The 16,816-nt window shown below is 67.4% G+C and carries 14 protein-coding genes and 1 riboswitch; of the genes, 5 read left to right on the forward strand and 9 right to left on the reverse strand.

Annotated features, from left to right (window positions below):
* Positions 1–3 precede the first annotated feature (3 nt).
* Complete coding sequence (locus tag AB9O74_RS09430) at positions 4–831, forward strand: methyltransferase domain-containing protein (protein ID WP_176990373.1); 828 nt, start codon at positions 4–6, stop codon at positions 829–831.
* Positions 832–844: 13 nt separating this feature from the next.
* On the opposite strand, the gene AB9O74_RS09435 is transcribed toward AB9O74_RS09430, so the two are convergent.
* Genes AB9O74_RS09435 through AB9O74_RS09445 form a run of 3 tightly spaced genes read right to left on the reverse strand, consistent with a single transcriptional unit; the run spans position 845 to position 3,249 of the window.
* A complete protein-coding gene (locus tag AB9O74_RS09435) occupies positions 845–1,285 on the reverse strand; it encodes a hypothetical protein (protein ID WP_176990374.1) in 441 nt (146 codons plus the stop codon).
* Positions 1,282–2,358 carry a metal-dependent hydrolase gene (locus AB9O74_RS09440; protein WP_369349134.1) on the reverse strand — a complete coding sequence of 359 codons (1,077 nt, stop codon included), beginning with the start codon at positions 2,356–2,358 and terminating at the stop codon, positions 1,282–1,284. Before AB9O74_RS09440 ends, AB9O74_RS09435 begins: the two co-directional genes overlap by 4 nt.
* 48 nt (positions 2,359–2,406) lie before the next feature.
* Positions 2,407–3,249, reverse strand: a complete 843-nt coding sequence (locus AB9O74_RS09445; RefSeq protein WP_369349135.1) for a UDP-2,3-diacylglucosamine diphosphatase — start codon at positions 3,247–3,249, stop codon at positions 2,407–2,409.
* 346 nt (positions 3,250–3,595) lie between these two features.
* On the opposite strand from AB9O74_RS09445, the gene metK reads away from it, so the two are divergent.
* Together metK and AB9O74_RS09455 are read left to right on the forward strand one after the other, a co-directional pair.
* Positions 3,596–4,807: a methionine adenosyltransferase gene (gene metK / locus AB9O74_RS09450; RefSeq protein WP_019182462.1), complete on the forward strand. Its 1,212-nt coding sequence runs from the start codon at positions 3,596–3,598 to the stop codon at positions 4,805–4,807.
* A 235-nt stretch (positions 4,808–5,042) separates the two neighbouring features.
* Positions 5,043–5,552, forward strand: a complete 510-nt coding sequence (locus AB9O74_RS09455; protein WP_176990377.1) for an acyl-CoA thioesterase — start codon at positions 5,043–5,045, stop codon at positions 5,550–5,552.
* Positions 5,553–5,618: 66 nt separating this feature from the next.
* On the opposite strand, the gene ppc is transcribed toward AB9O74_RS09455, so the two are convergent.
* Both ppc and AB9O74_RS09465 read right to left on the reverse strand, forming a co-directional pair.
* Positions 5,619–8,330 carry a phosphoenolpyruvate carboxylase gene (gene ppc / locus AB9O74_RS09460; RefSeq protein ID WP_369349136.1) on the reverse strand — a complete coding sequence of 904 codons (2,712 nt, stop codon included), beginning with the start codon at positions 8,328–8,330 and terminating at the stop codon, positions 5,619–5,621.
* Positions 8,331–8,579: 249 nt separating this feature from the next.
* Positions 8,580–11,111: a prolyl oligopeptidase family serine peptidase gene (locus AB9O74_RS09465; protein ID WP_369349137.1), complete on the reverse strand. Its 2,532-nt coding sequence runs from the start codon at positions 11,109–11,111 to the stop codon at positions 8,580–8,582.
* 126 nt (positions 11,112–11,237) lie between these two features.
* Positions 11,238–11,327, forward strand: a riboswitch (S-adenosyl-L-homocysteine riboswitch).
* Positions 11,328–11,362: 35 nt separating this feature from the next.
* On the opposite strand from AB9O74_RS09465, the gene ahcY reads away from it, so the two are divergent.
* A complete protein-coding gene (gene ahcY / locus AB9O74_RS09470; protein ID WP_176990380.1) occupies positions 11,363–12,808 on the forward strand; it encodes an adenosylhomocysteinase in 1,446 nt (481 codons plus the stop codon).
* A 73-nt stretch (positions 12,809–12,881) separates the two neighbouring features.
* Here the strand turns inward: ahcY and AB9O74_RS09475 are convergent, their stop codons facing one another.
* Positions 12,882–13,709, reverse strand: a complete 828-nt coding sequence (locus AB9O74_RS09475; protein WP_369349138.1) for a hypothetical protein — start codon at positions 13,707–13,709, stop codon at positions 12,882–12,884.
* A gap of 92 nt (positions 13,710–13,801) precedes the next feature.
* On the opposite strand from AB9O74_RS09475, the gene ybaK reads away from it, so the two are divergent.
* Positions 13,802–14,275, forward strand: a complete 474-nt coding sequence (ybaK, locus tag AB9O74_RS09480) for a Cys-tRNA(Pro) deacylase (RefSeq protein ID WP_369349139.1) — start codon at positions 13,802–13,804, stop codon at positions 14,273–14,275.
* A gap of 108 nt (positions 14,276–14,383) precedes the next feature.
* Here the strand turns inward: ybaK and AB9O74_RS09485 are convergent, their stop codons facing one another.
* Genes AB9O74_RS09485 through AB9O74_RS09495 form a run of 3 tightly spaced genes read right to left on the reverse strand, consistent with a single transcriptional unit; the run spans position 14,384 to position 16,803 of the window.
* Entirely contained in the window at positions 14,384–14,941 is a 558-nt protein-coding gene (locus tag AB9O74_RS09485) for a DUF3228 family protein (protein WP_369349140.1), read from the reverse strand.
* 54 nt (positions 14,942–14,995) lie between these two features.
* Positions 14,996–15,736 (reverse strand): LytTR family DNA-binding domain-containing protein, encoded by a 741-nt coding sequence (locus tag AB9O74_RS09490; RefSeq protein ID WP_346478286.1) that lies wholly within the window; start codon positions 15,734–15,736, stop codon positions 14,996–14,998.
* Positions 15,733–16,803, reverse strand: a complete 1,071-nt coding sequence (locus AB9O74_RS09495) for a sensor histidine kinase (protein ID WP_369349141.1) — start codon at positions 16,801–16,803, stop codon at positions 15,733–15,735. The genes AB9O74_RS09490 and AB9O74_RS09495 overlap by 4 nt, the downstream gene beginning before the upstream one ends.
* Positions 16,804–16,816 lie beyond the last annotated feature (13 nt).

Raw genomic sequence — 16,816 nt, forward strand, 5'->3', positions numbered from 1 at the left:
GCCATGACCCCGCCGATCACTGCACCGACCTACCTCCACGGCTTCTCCGATACCGAGCAGCACCGCCTGGTCACCCAGTCGCGCCTGTTCGAATCGAGCATCTTCAGCGGCATCGATTACAGCGGCGCGCAGCGTCTGCTGGAAGTCGGCAGCGGCGTCGGGGCGCAGACGGACATCCTGCTGCGGCGCTTCCCGGAGCTGCATGTCACCGGCGTGGACCTGAGCGAGACGCAGCTCGCCACCGCCGCCACCAACCTGGCCAAGACGCCGTGGTGCCGCGAGCGTTACACGCTGCTGCAGGCCGATGCCGGCAACCTGCCGTTCGGCGCCCGCGAGTTCGACTCGGCGTTCCTGTGCTGGGTGCTGGAGCATGTGCCGTCACCGGCGCGGGTACTCAACGAAGTGCGCCGCGTGCTGGTGCCCGGCTCGCCGGTGTATGTCACCGAAGTGATGAACGCCTCGTTCCTGCTCGATCCGTATTCGCCGCACATCTGGCGCTACTGGATGGCCTTCAATGATTTCCAGTACGACCACGGGGGCGATCCGTTCGTCGGCGCCAAGCTCGGCAACCTGCTGCTGGCCGGCGGCTTCCGCGACGTGCACACCGAGATCAAGACCATCCACCTGGACAACCGCGAACCGGCGCGTCGCAAGACCATGATCGCGTTCTGGGAGCAGCTGCTGTTGTCGGCCGCCGATCCGCTGCTGGAAGCCGGTCTGGTCGACCAGGAGACGGTGGACGGCATGCGCCGCGAGTTCAGCCTGGTCCAGAACGACCCGAACGCGGTGTTCTTCTTCTCCTTCGTGCAGGCCCGCGCGACCGTGTACTGATCGCGTCGCGGACCTACCGCGTCGCCCAGGCGATCACGGTCACCACGACCGCAGCGGCCAGCAGCAACCAGATACCGAGTCCGCCCCGGTCCCCCGGGGCCACCGTGCTGCCACCGGCGGTGTTGCGGGCGCCTTCGCGCGGCCGCGCGGTCGGCGTGCTGCCCACTTCCAGCGTACCGGTGGCCGGCCGCTGGCTGCGCTCGGTGATCTTGTTCTGCATGCGTCGCGCGCGTTCGGGATCGACCTTGCGCAGCTCGTCCAGCAGCACCTGCTGCTGGCGTTCGCGGTCCGGCTGCGCCTTGGCCTTGCGCATGATCTCGCGCAACGGCACCGCCGGCTGCTCGGCGGACCGGCCCGGGGTGAGCTCCAGCAACAGGGCGCGATACTCCGGCGGCACATCGGCCAGCCGGGTGTAGCGCGTGCCATTGATTTCCATGTCGAACCGCTCGGTCACGGTGCCTCCGTCCATCCTGCCTTGGGTGCGATGACCTCGGCGTTCGTCGGTGCGTGCCAGATGCGTTGCCACATCGCCGCGAACCGGCGTTTCACCATCGCCCTGCCCTGCTCCCCTTCATACGCCGGACGCAGCTGTCGCGGCGTGATCGCCGCCCAGCCTTCGCCATCGGCCCGCGCCACCGCGAAGGTGAAGGTGTAGTCCGGCTCCAGGCCCATGCGCAGGTCGCTGAGCCGCAGCTCGCCATCGACCACCTGCGCACGCATGAAGCCGCGGTTGAACCAGTTCAGTCGTTGCACGGCCGGCAGCGTGGCCGCCTGGCGCAGGGCCTGCACGTTGGAGGGATGGCCCTCGAAGGTCATCGGGCCACGGTCGGCGATCAGCGAGCGCTCGCCGATCACGTAGCCGTTGGGCGTCATCGCGACGACCTGCCAGAGCAGCGTGTTGAACGGCATCGCCACCGAGAAGCGCGGCGCATCGCCCAGCCCCATCGCGGCCAGCACACGATCAGCTTCACGATCAACGGTGTGCTTGGCCAGCAGCGACCAGCCCAGGTAGCCACTGCTGAGCACCAGGCCGGCCACCAGCGCCTTCTGCGCCAACGGCCGCGCCCGCGCGAACCACGCCACCGCGCAGGCGATCAGCAGCCACACCGTGTACAGCGGGTCGATGATGAAGACGCTGGCCCACATCGTGGGGTGCGGGGTGAACGGCCACCACAGCTGGGTACCGTAGACGGTGAAGGCATCCAGCAGCGGATGGGTGATCAGCGCCAGCAGGATCGCCCAGAACCAGCGGTCCGGCGCCTGCGCCACGCGGCCGTGACCAAAGCGTTTGAACAGCCACCAGATCAGCGCGGCCACCCACGGCAGCACCAGCAGCGAGTGGCTGTAACTGCGGTGCTCGACCATCAGCGCCACCGGATCGGCCGCAGTGAACGCCAGCACCAGCGCGTCCAGGTCCGGTAGGGTGCCGAGTGCGGCACCGGCCAACAGAGCAGCGCGGCGATGGCCGGCCGGGGCGATGGCGGCGGCCACTGCGCCGCCGAGTACGATCTGGGTAAAGGAGTCCATCGGCCGATGCTAGCAGCCGCAAGCGTGCGTGCGCCGGGGGCGTTGCGCTCAGGCGGCTCTGGCCCATGCGGCGTTGCCGGGCAGCGCCACCAGGGTCCGCCCGGTGTGATCCAGCAGTCGCAGGGTGCCGTCCGGATCCTCGGCGAGCACGGTCAGGCTTTCGACCCAGTCGCCGTCGTTGGCATAGATCAGTCCGTCGCGCTTCACCAGCGCCGCGCGGTGGATGTGCCCGCAGACGATGCCATCCAGGCCGCGCCGGCGCACGTCGTCCAGCCCGGCCTGGACGAAGCGCTCGATGTAGCGCTCGGCCGCGCCGCTGCGCTTCTTCAGGAATTCGGACAGGGACCAGTAGCGCTGGCCAAGCCGCCGCCGCGCCGCATTGAGCAGGTGGTTGCCGGTGAGGATGCGGTAATACAGCCAGTCGCCGAACTTTTCCTGCAGGCCGCCGAAGTGGGTGATGCCGTCGTAGTCGTCGCCGTGCACGACCAGCAGACGCCGCCCGTCGGCGGTCACGTGGATCGCCCGGCGACGCACCTGCATGGCCGGCAGCATCAGCCCGCAGACCTTGCGCAGCGAGGCATCGTGGTTGCCGGGGATGTAGATGATCTCGGTGCCCGCCCGCTGCAGCGCGTGCAGGGCCTGGATCACGTCGCTGTGGGCCGGCCGCCAACTGGCCCGGCGGTGTGCCATCCACCACAGGTCGATGATGTCGCCCACCAGATAGAGGCGCTCGCAGCGCAGGGCGGCCAGGAACCGGGCCAGTTCGGCGGCGTGGCAGTGGCGTGAGCCCAGGTGCACGTCGGAAAGGAAGACGGCCCGCCGATAGGGCGCCAGGGTCGTCACCGGCCGCTTGGCGGCCTCCCGCACGTCGCACTGCTCGAAATCCTGCATGGCGTGCTCCTCATGCCCGGCGGCCGGATGCGCCGAAGCCTGCGCCAGACGCACGACAAGCCGATGGCGGTTCAACGACAGCGGGATGACGATCGGCCGCGGCTTGTGCGCCGGCTGCGCGGCCCTTGGGCGCCGGGAGGCTCGGGCGGCGGACCGCTGCTGCCCACTGTCACGCTGGTGGAACACTGGGCGGTGACGCTGGCCCTCAATCCCGTCACACCGGGCCCTGCGACGGGCACACGGGCTTAACCACGGACAACCCGCGCTGGCGCACAATGCAAGCGCGCGACTTGCCGTGTATCATTCGCGCCCATCTTTCCATCCGAATCAAAGGATATTACGCCTGATGTCCAGCTACCTGTTCACCTCCGAATCGGTCTCCGAAGGCCATCCGGACAAGATTGCCGACCAGATCTCCGATGCGGTGCTGGACGCGATCCTGACCCAGGACAAGCGTGCGCGCGTGGCCTGCGAAACCATGGTCAAGACTGGCGTGGCGATCGTCGCCGGTGAAATCACCACCAGCGCCTGGATCGACCTGGAAGCCTTGACCCGCAAGGTGATCCTGGACATCGGCTACGACAGCTCCGACGTCGGTTTCGACGGCGCGACCTGCGGCGTGCTGAACCTGATCGGCAAGCAGTCGCCGCACATCGCCCAGGGCGTGGACCGCAAGAAGCCCGAAGAAATGGGCGCTGGCGACCAGGGCCTGATGTTCGGCTATGCCACCAACGAGACCGACAGCTACATGCCGGCCGCGATCCACCTGTCGCACCGTCTGGTCGAGCAGCAGGCCAAGATCCGCAAGAAGAAGAACTCGCCGCTGTCCTGGCTGCGCCCGGACGCCAAGAGCCAGGTCACCCTGCGCTATGAAAACGGCGCCGTCTCGGCCATCGACGCGGTGGTGCTGTCGACCCAGCACGCCCCGGGCGTGAAGCAGAAGGACCTCATCGAGGCCGTCCGCGAAGAGATCATCAAGCCGGTACTGCCGGCCAAGTGGCTGCACAAGGGCACCAAGTTCCACATCAACCCGACCGGCAAGTTCGAGATCGGCGGCCCGGTGGGCGACTGTGGCCTGACCGGCCGCAAGATCATCGTCGACACCTACGGCGGCTGGGCCCGTCACGGTGGTGGTGCGTTCTCGGGCAAGGATCCGTCCAAGGTCGACCGTTCGGCCGCCTACGCTGCCCGTTACGTCGCCAAGAATGTCGTGGCCGCCGGCCTGGCCGACCGTTGCGAAGTGCAGGTCTCCTACGCCATCGGCGTGGCCGAGCCGACCTCGATCTCGGTCACCACCTTCGGCACCGGCAAGATCAGCGATGACAAGATCGAAAAGCTGATCCGCAAGCATTTCGACCTGCGCCCGTACGGCATCATCCAGATGCTGGACCTGATCCACCCGATGTACCAGCAGACCGCCGCCTACGGCCACTTCGGCCGCAAGGCCAAGGAGTTCAGCTACACCAACGGTGCTGGCGAACAGGTCAACGCGACCGCCTTCTCCTGGGAGAAGACCGATCGCGCCGCTGCCCTGCGCGCGGATGCGAAGCTGAAGTAAGACAAATGGGCCGCGCAAGCGGCCCATTTTCTTATGGGTAGAGCCGGGCCATGCCCGGCTGGCCGCGCGCAGCGCGGCAATGATGAGAAAGCCGATGGGCCGCGAAAGCGGCCCTTTCACGTTGTGGATCGTGCCGGCCGCTGGCCGGCAACCTCGTGACGTCCGGCAGGATCTGCCTGGCTGTCGGCCAGCGGCCGGCACTACCGGGCCTCCGATCGGCCGCTACAATCGGCCCATGCCCGAATTCAAATCCAACCAGCTGTCCATGACCGTGCTGATGTCGCCGGACATGGCCAATTTCTCCGGCAAGGTGCATGGCGGTGCGGTGCTGCGCCTGCTCGACCAGGTCGCCTACGCCTGTGCCAGCCGCTATGCCGGCAGCTACGTGGTCACCCTCTCGGTGGACCAGGTGATGTTCCGCCAGCCGATCGCGGTCGGCGAGCTGGTCACTTTCCTGGCCTCGGTGAATTACACCGGCACCTCCTCGATGGAGATCGGGGTCAAGGTGGTGGCCGAGGACATCCTCAAGCGCAGCGTGCGCCATGCCAACAGCTGCTTCTTCACCATGGTCGCGGTGGACGAGGACGGCAAGCCCACGCCGGTACCGCCGCTGCAACCGGACACCAGCGACGAACGCCGCCGGCACGCCGCCGCGTTGATCCGCCGCCAGCTGCGCGAGGAGATGGAGCAGCGCCACCTGGAGCTGCTGGCGTCCAATCCGCCTGCGCCGGGCGATGTGCCATGACCAACGGTCATGGCCTACCCGGTAGCGATGTGCCATGACCAGCGGTCATGGCCTACCGGTCATGGGTTACCCGGTGTTCTGTACGCCCTGCGAGACACCATTCACGCAGGCCACCAGCGCACGCAGCACGTCATCGTCTTCGCCCCCGCTGTCGCGCCAGCGCCGCAGCAGGTCCACCTGCAGCACGCTGATCGGATCGATGTAGGGGTTGCGCAGCCGGATCGACAGCGCCAGGCGCTGATCGTGCTGGAGCAGCTCGTCCTGCCCGGTCAGCGCGAGGATCCACTGCGAGGTCAGGTCGAGTTCGCGCTGGATCTGCGGGAAGAAGCGGCCATGCAACGCACCGGACAGCTGCGAGAACTGCTCGGCGATGGTCAGGTCACCCTTGGACAGCACCATCGCGATGTCGTCCAGGAAGGTGCTGAAGAACGGCCAGTCACGCGCCATCTCTTTCAGGATGTCTTCGTGGCCAGCGTCGATCGCCGCCTGCAGGCCACTGCCGACCCCATACCAACCCGGGATCACGGCACGCGCCTGGCTCCAGGCGAACACCCACGGAATCGCGCGCAGGTTGGTCAGTGCGGCATCCTCGCCCAGACGGCGCGAGGGGCGTGAGCCCAAGGTCATCCGCTCGATCACGTCGATCGGCGTGGCCAGGCGGAAGTACTGCATGAAGTCTTTCTGGCCGACGAAGGCGCGGTACGCCTCCGCACTCTTCTGCGCGATCAGGTCCATCACCGGGCGCCACTGGTCCTCGCGTGGTTCCGCTGCGCGCGGGCGCAGGCTGGAGCGCAGCACCGCACCGGTGGACTGCTCCAGCGAACGCAGCGCCAGCGCGCGGATGCCGTACTTGCGGTGGATCACTTCGCCCTGTTCGGTCACGCGCAGGCGGCCATCGATGCTGCCGCGCGGCGAGGCATCCACGGCGTGCGTGGTCTTGCCGCCACCGCGGCTGATCGAGCCACCACGGCCGTGGAAGAAGGTCAGCCGGATGTCGTTCTCGGCGGCGACGTCCAGCAGTTCCACCTGGGCGCGCTGCAGGCCCCAGCGCGAGGCCGCGATACCGCCATCCTTGCCGCTGTCCGAATAGCCGAGCATCACCATCTGCACATCGCCACGTGACGCCAGGTGCGTGCGGTAGACCGGATCGTCGAGCAGATCACGCAGGGTATCGGTGCCGCGCTTGAGATCGTCCACCGTTTCAAACAGCGGGGCGATGTCGAGCGGCACCGCGCCGGCGTCATCCACCAGGCCACCGCGGCGCGCCAGCGCGAGCACGGCGAGCACATCGCTGCGGTCATGCGCCATCGAGATGATGTAGCTGCCCAGCGCGTCGGCACCGTGCCGGTGGCGTGCATCGGCCAATGCCGCGAACACCGCATCCAGGCGTTGCCCGCCCTCTTCGCTGCTCGCCGGCAGAGCCTGCTCGCCACTGGCGAACGGGGCCAGGCGCGCCGCGCGGGTGACCGCATCGGCGGCGTCCCAGGCGTCCTGCCCATCCAGCACACTGGCCAGCGCGCGGCCATGCACGCTGGATTCCTGGCGCACATCCAACCGCGCCAGATGGAAACCGAAGGTGCGTACCCGCCACAGCAGGCGGCGCACCGCGAAGCCGCCGGCGTGGTCGCCCTTGTTGCCGTGCAGGCTGCGCAGGATCAGCTCGATGTCGTCGGTCAGTTCCTGTGGCGATGCATACGCACCGTCCGCATCCTCCATCGTCGCCTGCACGCGCGCACGCATGCGGTCGTTGAGCAGGCGATAGGGCATGTCGGCATGCCGCGGCCGCGAGGTGACCTTGGGCAGCAATGCCTTGTAATGATCCACGCGCGCCTGCAGCTCATCGCTGACCGCGACTCGTTCGGTGGACTGGCTGAGCAGACTGGCCAGCTGCAGCAGGTCCTTCTGGTAGCGGCCGAGCACGGCCTGGCGCTGGGCATCGAGCGTGTTGCGGATGGTGCCGGCATCCACGTTCGGATTGCCGTCCATGTCGCCGCCCACCCATGTGCCGAAGCGCAGCAGGCGTGGCAGCGGCAGTTCTTCGCCATACGTATCCAGCAGCGCCTGCTGCAGCGATTCGTACAGCACCGGGATCACCCGGTACAGCACCTGCACCAGATAGAAGCCGACGTGTTCGCGCTCATCTTCCACGGTCGGGCGCACCGGCGAAGAATCGGTGGTCTGCCACGAGGCGGTCAGCGCCATGCGGAAACGCGCGGCATCGGCGGCGGCTTCGCCCGGCGTGCGCTGGCCGTCGAGGTTGTCGACCAGGCTGGCCACCATCAACTGCTCTTTTTCCAGCAGCGCACGGCGGACCGCTTCGGTCGGATGCGCGGTGAACACCGGCTCGATGTCGATGCGCGGCAGCCACTCGGCAAGCTCGGCCAGGGTCACGCCCTGCGCCTTGAGATTGACCAGTGCATCCTGCAGGCCATCCGGCTGCGGCGTGGCGGTACCGGCGCGCTGGTAGTCGCGTCGGCGCCGGATGCGATGCACGCGCTCGGCGATGTTCACCACCTGGAAATAGGTACTGAACGCACGCACCATCGCTTCGGCGCGCGCCGGCGGCAGGCCGGTCAGTGCATCGTTGAGATCGGACAGGGGGGCGTCGCTTTCGCGGCGGGCAATGGCGCGCGTACGCACCTGTTCCACATCATCGAAAAACTGCGTGGAGACCTGCTCGGCGAGCAGGTCGCCGACCAGTGCGCCGAGTCGGCGTACATCGTCACGCAGGGGAATATCGGGAGTGGCAAAAACGATGCTGCTACGGTACTCGTTCATCTGCGACGCACTGGCCTCGGGAACGGAATCCGCTCAAGCCTACCCCACATTGGGGTCGTTGCTGCGTCGCGCAAATAGTTACATCTGGTAGTGCCGGCCGCTGGCCGGCAGGTGCCGATCATTTCTGGTACCGGCCAACGGCCGGTACCCATCCGTCATTTTCCGTGGATGCCAACCGGTCGGCATCCACGATCATGATCTGCAGCGGCTCGTAGCCGGTCCCGCCGCGGCGGGACCGGCCGGGTGTGGTCAGCGCTTCTTCTTGACCGGCTTGCCCTCGCCCACGGTCTGCTCCAGCCAGCGCTCGCTTTCCGCCAGCATGGTCATGATCGATTCGCGCGCGCGGTAGGCATGCGATTCGTTCGGGAGCATCACCAGCCGCGAGGTGCCGCCCAGCCCCTTCACCGCGGCGAACATGCGCTCGCTCTGGATCGGGAACGTGCCGGAGTTGTTGTCGTCCACGCCGTGGATGAAGAGGATCGGGTCTTTGATCCTGTCGGCGTAGTTGAACGGCGACATCTTCTGGTAGACGTCCTGCGCCTGCCAGTAGTTGCGCTCTTCGGCCTGGAAGCCGAACGGGGTCAGCGTGCGGTTGTACGCGCCGCTGCGGGCGATGCCGGCCTTGAACAGGCGGGTGTGCGCGAGCAGGTTGGCGGTCATGAACGCCCCATAGGAATGGCCGCCGATCGCGATGTGCTCACGATCGGTCACGCCACGCCGCACCACTTCGTTCACGGCCGCCTCGGCGTTGGCGATCAGCTGCGGCAGGTAGGTGTCGTTCGGTTCCTTGTCGCCCTCGCCGATGATCGGCATCGACGGGCTGACCAGCACCGCGTAGCCCTTGGCCAGGAACGCCTGCGGGCCCCAGTAGCTGATCGCGTTGAAACGGTACGGCGAGTCAGTCACCTGGCTGGCGGCTTCGGCGGTCTTGAACTCGCCCGGGTAAGCCCACATCAGCAACGGCAGCGGACCGTCCTTCTTCGCGTTGTAGCCCGGCGGCAGCATCAGCGTGGCGGTCAGGTCGACGCCATCGTTGCGCTTGTAGCGGATCTGCTCCTTGCTCACCCCACGCAGCTGCGGCAGCGGGTGCTGGAAGTGGGTCAACGCCGTCGGCGCCGCGGTGGCATCGGCCAGCGACTGCACGTAGAAGTTGGCCGGCTCATCGGGCGATTCACGGGTCAACAGCAGCGAGGTGCCTTCCTGGTCGAGCAGTGCCACCGGCGCAGCATAGAACGGGGCCTGGGAGTGGAACAGGCGCGTGGTCTGCTTGCTGTCCAGATCGAAGCGATCCACGAACGGACGGTCGCCTTCCGGCGAGGCCCCCAGCCCGTACAGGAAGATGCTGCGGCCATCGGCACTGACCTGCAGGCGCGAGCGACCGTTGACGTCGCGCACCAGGCCGGGGCGGCCCGGGTCGTTGTAGCGGTCCTGCGAGGAACGCGCCGACAGCAGCTCGGCCGCCTTCTCCGGCTGATCCGGTGCGATCCGCCACTGCTTGACCTCGCGGTTCTTCCACCACGACTCGTTGAGCAGGGCCAGATCGCCACGGCCCCACTGGATGCCCGCATAGCGGCTGCCCAGCTGCGCCAGCGTCACCGGCGGCGTGTCGAAGGGGGCGGCCTGCATCAGCACCGCATCGCGCACTTTGGCCTCGCGGTTCGGGTCGCCGCCGTCCTGCGCTTCGGCCCAGACCAGGGTCGCCGGCGCATCGGCGCGCCAGTCGATCCGGCGCACGCCGGTGGCCACCGCATCGTTGCCGGTCGGCAGGCCTTCCTTCAACGGCAGGTTGGCCACGGTGTGTTCGAGCTTGCCGTCCACCGCGGACAGCACTTCGATGCGACGCGCGAACGCACTCGCCGGCACCAGGTAGGAGTACGGGCGCACGACGCGCTCGCTCAGCAGGTAGCGGCCATCCGGGGAAAGGGTGACATCCCAGTAGACCCCACCGGTAGACAGCGGCGTGGTCACGCCGTTGAGCGCGACCTTGGCCGGCTGCGCGCTGGCGTAGTAATCGAACAGGCGCGCGTCGGCCTCGTTCTTGAGCATGTCCTGGTAGGTGCGGATCGTGCGGACGCCGGCGTCGGCCTCGGTCTGCTGGATCGCCGGGCCGGTCGGAATGCCACCGGCGGCCGGTGCCGGACCCTGGCCCTTGAGCTGCTGCATCACCAGCAGGCCGCGGCTGTCGGGCTGCCAACTGTAGCCATCGCCCATCACCGTGTTCAGATCACCGACCAGACGGCGCGCCGAGCCGGCATCGACATCGACGATCCACAGCTCATTGGTCCCGGTGGCGGCGTGCACCTGGTTGAAGGCGATGTACTTCTGGTCCGGCGACCAGGCGAACGTGGCGATCGACAACGGCTGCGGCAGTCCGGTGATCTGACGCTCCTTGCCGTCGGCCACGCTCATCAGCCACAGCTTGTCGGCGAAGCTGAAGCGGCTGGCCGAATGCGTGGCCGGGTTGATGCGCAGGCCGGCCAGCTTCAGTTCGGGCTGGGCGACGTCGTTGATCGACGGCAGCGGCGGGGTCTGCAGCAGCGCGGCCAGGTCACGGCGCGGGGACAGGCTCAGGGTCGGGGCACGCGGCGCATCGACCACGGCCTGCAGGGCCGGCGACGGCAGCTGGTAGCCGCCCTGATCGCCCTGGGCGGCCACCGCCTGCGCGGCGGTCCTGGCGGCCGGGGCGGCGGCGAGCGCCAGCGGCGGCACCGCCAGCAGGGCCAGGCCGAGGATCAAGGTATGGCGCCATTGCGGTGCGCGTCGACCATGGTTGCGTGTCATGTTCCGTCCCTATGCTGATACAAACCCCCGACCTTAACAGCCGGGCGCCGATCGCCCCCCTGCCGATGGTTGGGGGCGGGGACCGATTCATGCCAATGCAGCGGGCCGCGATATAATGGGCGACCCTCCACCGAGGGGCGCTGCGACCGTTCCGGACCTTGTCCGGGGGCGGCCAGGCTCGGTGGCCAGGATTGGTTCCAACGGCGCCCGGCGAACACGAGTACCGACTCGTCATTACACCGGAGCTTTGAATGAACGCTGTTGCCAAGACCTTCTCCACCGAAGGCGATTACAAGATTGCCGATATCTCCCTGGCCGATTGGGGCCGCAAGGAGCTGGACATCGCCGAGCATGAAATGCCGGGCCTGATGTCGATCCGCCGCAAGCACGCCGCCACCCTGCCGCTGAAGGGCGTGCGCGTGACCGGCTCGCTGCACATGACCATCCAGACCGCGGTGCTGATCGAGACCCTGAAGGACATCGGCGCCGACGTGCGCTGGGCCTCGTGCAACATCTTCTCGACCCAGGACCACGCCGCTGCGGCGATCGCCGCGTCCGGTACCCCCGTGTTCGCCTGGAAGGGCGAGTCGCTGGAGGAATACTGGGACTGCACCCTGGACGCGCTGACCTTCACCCTGCCCGACGGCACCCTGACCGGTCCGGAACTGGTGGTGGACGATGGCGGCGACGTGACCCTGCTGATCCACAAGGGCTACGAGCTCGAAAACGGCAGCACCTGGGTCGATGAAAAGGCCGCCTCGCACGAAGAACAGGTCATCAAGAACCTGCTCAAGCGCGTGGCCAAGGAGCGCCCGGGTTACTGGGGCCGCGTGGTCAAGGACTGGAAGGGCGTCTCCGAAGAGACCACCACCGGCGTGCACCGCCTGTACCAGCTGGCCCAGGCCGGCACCCTGCTGATCCCGGCGATCAACGTCAACGACTCGGTCACCAAGAGCAAGTTCGACAACCTGTACGGCTGCCGCGAGTCGCTGGCCGATGGCCTGAAGCGCGCGATGGACGTGATGCTGGCCGGCAAGGTCGCCGTGGTCTGCGGCTACGGTGACGTGGGCAAGGGCTGCGCCGCTTCGCTGCGTGCTTACGGCGCGCGCGTCGTGGTCACCGAGATCGATCCGATCTGTGCCCTGCAGGCCGCGATGGAAGGCTTCGAAGTCAACACGATCGAATCCACCCTGGGCCGTGCCGACCTGTACGTCACCACCACGGGCAACAAGGACATCATCCGCATCGAGCACCTGAGCGCGATGAAGGACCAGGCCATCGTCTGCAACATCGGCCACTTCGACAACGAGATCCAGGTCGATGCGCTGGTCGGCTTCCCGGGCGTGCAGCACGTCAACATCAAGCCGCAGGTGGACAAGTACGTCTTCCCGAACGGCAACGCGATCTTCCTGCTGGCCGAAGGCCGCCTGGTCAACCTGGGCTGCGCCACCGGCCACCCGAGCTTCGTGATGTCCAACTCGTTCGCCAACCAGACGCTCGCGCAGATCGACCTGTGGGCGAACAAGGACAGCTACGAGAAGAAGGTGTACCTGCTGCCGAAGAAGCTGGACGAGGAAGTCGCGCGTCTGCACCTGGAAAAGATCGGCGTGAAGCTGACCACCCTGAGCCAGGAACAGGCCGATTACATCGGCGTGCCGGTGGATGGTCCGTTCAAGCCGGAGCATTACCGCTACTGATCGGCACGCCGGTCCAGTTGCGTTGAAAACAGACGGGCGCCGAAAGGCGCCCGTTTTCGTGGCGGAAGGCCCTTCAGTCCTGGCCGAAACACCTGCGGTCGTCGTTCAGGACGGCTTGGCACTGCCCGGCGAATCCGGCTTGCCAGCGCGACAGCGTGAACCCTTCCCGTTCCTGGAAAGACACCGTTTCGCCAGCAAGCACGTAGCACCGGTTCTGCGACAGTCGCAGCGCCGTCAGGGCGTCACCGGCGGCCCAGCAGTCATCGATGCAGGCCTGCATCAGCGCGTAATCCGGATTGGTCTTGGCGCCGCCAAAGGCGAAGCCCATCCGCTGCACCAACGCGATCACCGGATCAGTGCTGGCCGGGGCAGCGCGCAGGATGCGCAGCACGCCGGCCTCGGGAATGCCAAACGCCCAGTTGGCAAGCACGGCCGAACGTGCTGCATCGATCGCCGCATCGCGCTGCCCCTGCCGCATGTACTGGCTTGCCAGCAGCGCCCAGCCCTGCTGAAGCTCCGGGAAGCCGGTGCAGGCTGCGCGCAGCAGTTCAATGGCCTGCTCGACCTGCCCTGCCAGCACCTGCGCGCGCGCCTGCTCCAACTGCCCGGTTGGCGAACCGGGATCTTCGACCTCAAGCTCGCCATACTCGCCTTCGTTCAGCTCCAGCCAGCGCGAGAACACCTGCACCGAGGAATGGCGCAGTTCCATACGCCATTCGTCATGGAACATCTCGCAGACGAAGGGCGCATCTCCCTCACGCCCCAACGGCCAATACAGCCCGAAACAATCGCCATTGCCGAGCGCGCCTTCCGCGATCGACACAAACCCCTGAGGGGGATACGGTCCGCGCGCCACATCACTGTCGAAGCTGAGCGCGTTGAATTGGCCAGAGAGGCGCATGGGAACTTTCCAGACGGGAACGCCGCCATTATCGCAGCGACCGCAGTAGCCTCGGTCAAGGCAGCCGGTCCGCACCGGGCTACGATGCCGCCATGACCCCCGCCATCAACCTGCTGAAGAAATATGGCATCGCGCACAGCGTGCTGTCCTATCACCATGACGCCGCCGCCGAATCCTACGGTGGCGAAGCGGTGCAGCAGCTCGGGCTGGATCCGGCGCAGGTGTTCAAGACGCTGCTGGCAAGCACCGAGACGCACGAGCTGCTGGTGGCGATCGTACCGGTGAGCGGCACACTGGACCTCAAGGCACTCGCCGCAGCGGCCGGCTTCCGTAAGTGCGGGATGGCCAACGCCGAAGCGGCGCAGCGCGCGACCGGCTACCTGGTCGGGGGGATCAGCCCACTGGGGCAGAAGAAAAAGCACCGCACCTTTCTTGATGCCAGCGCTCAGGCCTTGCCGACCGTGCATGTCAGTGCGGGTAGGCGTGGGCTGGAGGTGGCGCTGGCACCGGCCGACCTGCTGCAGCTCACCGAGGGCAGCTACGCGACCATCGGAAAACCACGTTGAACGGTAGTGCCGGCCGCTGGCCGGCTCCTCAGTCTGTTTGACGAACGAAGCAAGGGACGCGAGGAGCCGGCCAGCGGCCGGCACTACCCGACTGCGGGCTCCTGCGCCTCAGGGGCGCCAGTTGGCGTTGCGGTCCCAGAACGTCACCGCGCGCTGATACGCCTCGCGATCCAGCGGCACACCCGAGCCGCCCTCTTCTACGCCCAGCGCATTGCGCATCATGGTGATCGGCGCCATCGGCACTTCTTCCGGTTCGGCGGTGTAGATGCAGCCGACGATGCCCCAGTCCGCATCGATGGGTGAGCCCTCTTTGGCCAACTGCCCGGCGCTGTACAGGATGACGACCAGGTAGTTGGCGCGCGGTGATTCCACGCCTTCAAACCAGCGCACCAGCACCGGCAGTTCCTCGCGGTTGCGCGCCTCATACCCGCTGCGCAGCTGGTGGCGGTTGGCGTCGGTGATCGGCACGGTCAGGCAGCGTGTGGAGGTCCAGTTCTCATACACATGCAGCTTGCAGAACGGCGCATAGCCATCGAGCACCTTCAACGGCGCGTGCGTGTTGAGGTGCTGTTCGAACTGCTCGGCGCTGCAGTCCTGGATGGTGTTGCCGCGCGGGACACGCGGGAACAGGCGGGGACGGGCGAACGCGGTAAGCACGATGGACATGGGCAGGGTCAGGCGGTGGAGATCCCGCACAGGGTAACGCGAGCAGCGCGTGCCCTACAGCGCCAGCCGCTCACGCAGCTCGCGCGCCTGCCGCCGCGACACCTCGACCTGGCTGCCGTCATCCAGGGTCAGGTCGTAGCCATCGCCCAGGGATGGCTCGATCGCCCGCACGCGACGCAGGTTGACCAGCGTGTTGCGGTTGGCGCGGAAGAACAGCGCCGGCGACAGCCGCGCTTCCAGCGTACTGAGGCTGCGCGCCAGCACCGCGTTCTGGTCACGGAACCACAGCCGTGCGTAGTTGCCGTCGACCACGACCTTGCGGATTTCGCCCAGTGCGACGAACCAGCAACGCTCGCCATCGCGCAGGAACACCTGATCGTCGGCGCCCAGCGCATCGCGAACACTGTCCGTCGCAGCGGGGGCGGCCGGCGCCGGGAGGCGCTCCCGACCGCGTTCCAGCGCCGCCTGCAGGCGGCCTGCTTCCACCGGCTTGACCAGGTAGTCGAGCGCGTTGGTTTCGAAGGCGCGCACCGCGTACTGGTCGTAGGCCGTGACGAACACGACCATCGGCACCGTCTCCAGTCCGTCGAGCACGTCGAAGCCTTCGCCCGAGGGCATCTGCACATCGAGCAGGACCAGGTCGGGCTGCTCGCGCAGGATCGCCTCGCGTGCCGCGGGCACGTCGTCGGCCTCGCCGACACACTCCACCCACGGGATCGCCGCCAGCAGGGTGCGCAGCTCGCGGCGCGCCAGCCGCGCATCGTCCACGATCAACACGCGCAGTGAAGCACTCATTGCTGCACCTCCAACCGGGCCAGCATGCGCTCGCCCTGACGCTCCAGCAGGAACGTGCCCCGGCCGGAGGGTGATGGCACCGCATCGATGCCAAGCTGCGCGCGCAGATAGGCCAGCCCGATGCCGTGGCCTTCGCTGCCGGCGTCGTGCGCGGCGGGATTGTCCAGCTCCACCCGCAGCCGGCCGCCCTCGAGGTACGCGCGGAGATGCAGCTCGCCACCGCCGGGATGGACCGCGATGCCGTGCTTGATCGCGTTCTCCACCAGCAGCTGCAGCGCCATCGGTGGCAGCCGTGCGGACAGCGCGGCCGGATCGATGTCGGTGTGCACCCGCAGGCGGTCTTCGTAATGGATCGACTCCACCGCCAGGTAGTCCTGCACCACGCGCCACTCCTCGGCCAGGGTGACCCAGCCGCCATCGGTATGCACCAGAGCATGGCGCAGCGTGCTGGACAGATGGGTGACCATGTCGCGTGCCCGTGCCGGATCTTCGTTGATCAGCGCGCGCAGGTTGTTGAGGGCATTGAACACGAAGTGGGGATTGAGCCGCGCACGCAGCGCCTGGTGCTCCAGCGTCGCCCGCTGCGCTTCGGCGCGCAGCTGCGCCATCTCGCTGTGCCGCGCACGCTGCAGCGCGCGGCGGCCGGTCCACAGCGCGCACCACACGCCCAGCACGATGGCGGTATTGAACCAGTAGCCGACGACAGCGGCCGGGCGATAGTTCGCGCGCTGTCCCGGCAGCTGCACCCAGTCCCAGGCCAGCGCGGGCAACAGCGCGGCGGCGGTGAGCACTTGGGCAGCCGCCGCCACGATCACCACCGCGAGCAGCAGCCGCCACGTCAATCCAAGCAGATCGCGCTGCAACCAGTCATGCCGCAGCGCCCAGCCGCGGATGAACGCGCTGCCCGCCCACAGGGAAAGCGACACCATCACAGAGATCAGGACGATGCCGGACCAGTGCCCTCCGTAGGTGAACCCGAGCAGCAGGCTCACGCCAAGGTAGGCCAACCAGACCGCGCTGTTGCGCCACCAGAAACCGGTATCGCGTGCTGTCCGCTTCTCGCTCATCGTCTCCACGCTG

It is taken from the genome of Stenotrophomonas sp. JAG2 (genome assembly GCF_041080745.1).
Taxonomy (GTDB): Bacteria; Pseudomonadota; Gammaproteobacteria; order Xanthomonadales; family Xanthomonadaceae; genus Stenotrophomonas; species Stenotrophomonas maltophilia_AA.

Excerpts from the sequence above, each read along its gene's own strand:
- ppc (WP_369349136.1), bottom strand. The coding sequence starts at position 8,330 with ATGAACGAGTACCGTAGCAGCATCGTTTTTGCCACTCCCGATATTCCC.
- ybaK (WP_369349139.1), top strand. The coding sequence starts at position 13,802 with ATGACCCCCGCCATCAACCTGCTGAAGAAATATGGCATCGCGCACAGC.
- AB9O74_RS09430 (WP_176990373.1), top strand. The coding sequence starts at position 4 with ATGACCCCGCCGATCACTGCACCGACCTACCTCCACGGCTTCTCCGAT.
- AB9O74_RS09465 (WP_369349137.1), bottom strand. The coding sequence starts at position 11,111 with ATGACACGCAACCATGGTCGACGCGCACCGCAATGGCGCCATACCTTG.
- AB9O74_RS09490 (WP_346478286.1), bottom strand. The coding sequence starts at position 15,736 with ATGAGTGCTTCACTGCGCGTGTTGATCGTGGACGATGCGCGGCTGGCG.
- ahcY (WP_176990380.1), top strand. The coding sequence starts at position 11,363 with ATGAACGCTGTTGCCAAGACCTTCTCCACCGAAGGCGATTACAAGATT.
- AB9O74_RS09485 (WP_369349140.1), bottom strand. The coding sequence starts at position 14,941 with ATGTCCATCGTGCTTACCGCGTTCGCCCGTCCCCGCCTGTTCCCGCGT.
- AB9O74_RS09495 (WP_369349141.1), bottom strand. The coding sequence starts at position 16,803 with ATGAGCGAGAAGCGGACAGCACGCGATACCGGTTTCTGGTGGCGCAAC.
- AB9O74_RS09445 (WP_369349135.1), bottom strand. The coding sequence starts at position 3,249 with ATGCAGGATTTCGAGCAGTGCGACGTGCGGGAGGCCGCCAAGCGGCCG.
- metK (WP_019182462.1), top strand. The coding sequence starts at position 3,596 with ATGTCCAGCTACCTGTTCACCTCCGAATCGGTCTCCGAAGGCCATCCG.
- AB9O74_RS09455 (WP_176990377.1), top strand. The coding sequence starts at position 5,043 with ATGCCCGAATTCAAATCCAACCAGCTGTCCATGACCGTGCTGATGTCG.
- AB9O74_RS09440 (WP_369349134.1), bottom strand. The coding sequence starts at position 2,358 with ATGGACTCCTTTACCCAGATCGTACTCGGCGGCGCAGTGGCCGCCGCC.
- AB9O74_RS09475 (WP_369349138.1), bottom strand. The coding sequence starts at position 13,709 with ATGCGCCTCTCTGGCCAATTCAACGCGCTCAGCTTCGACAGTGATGTG.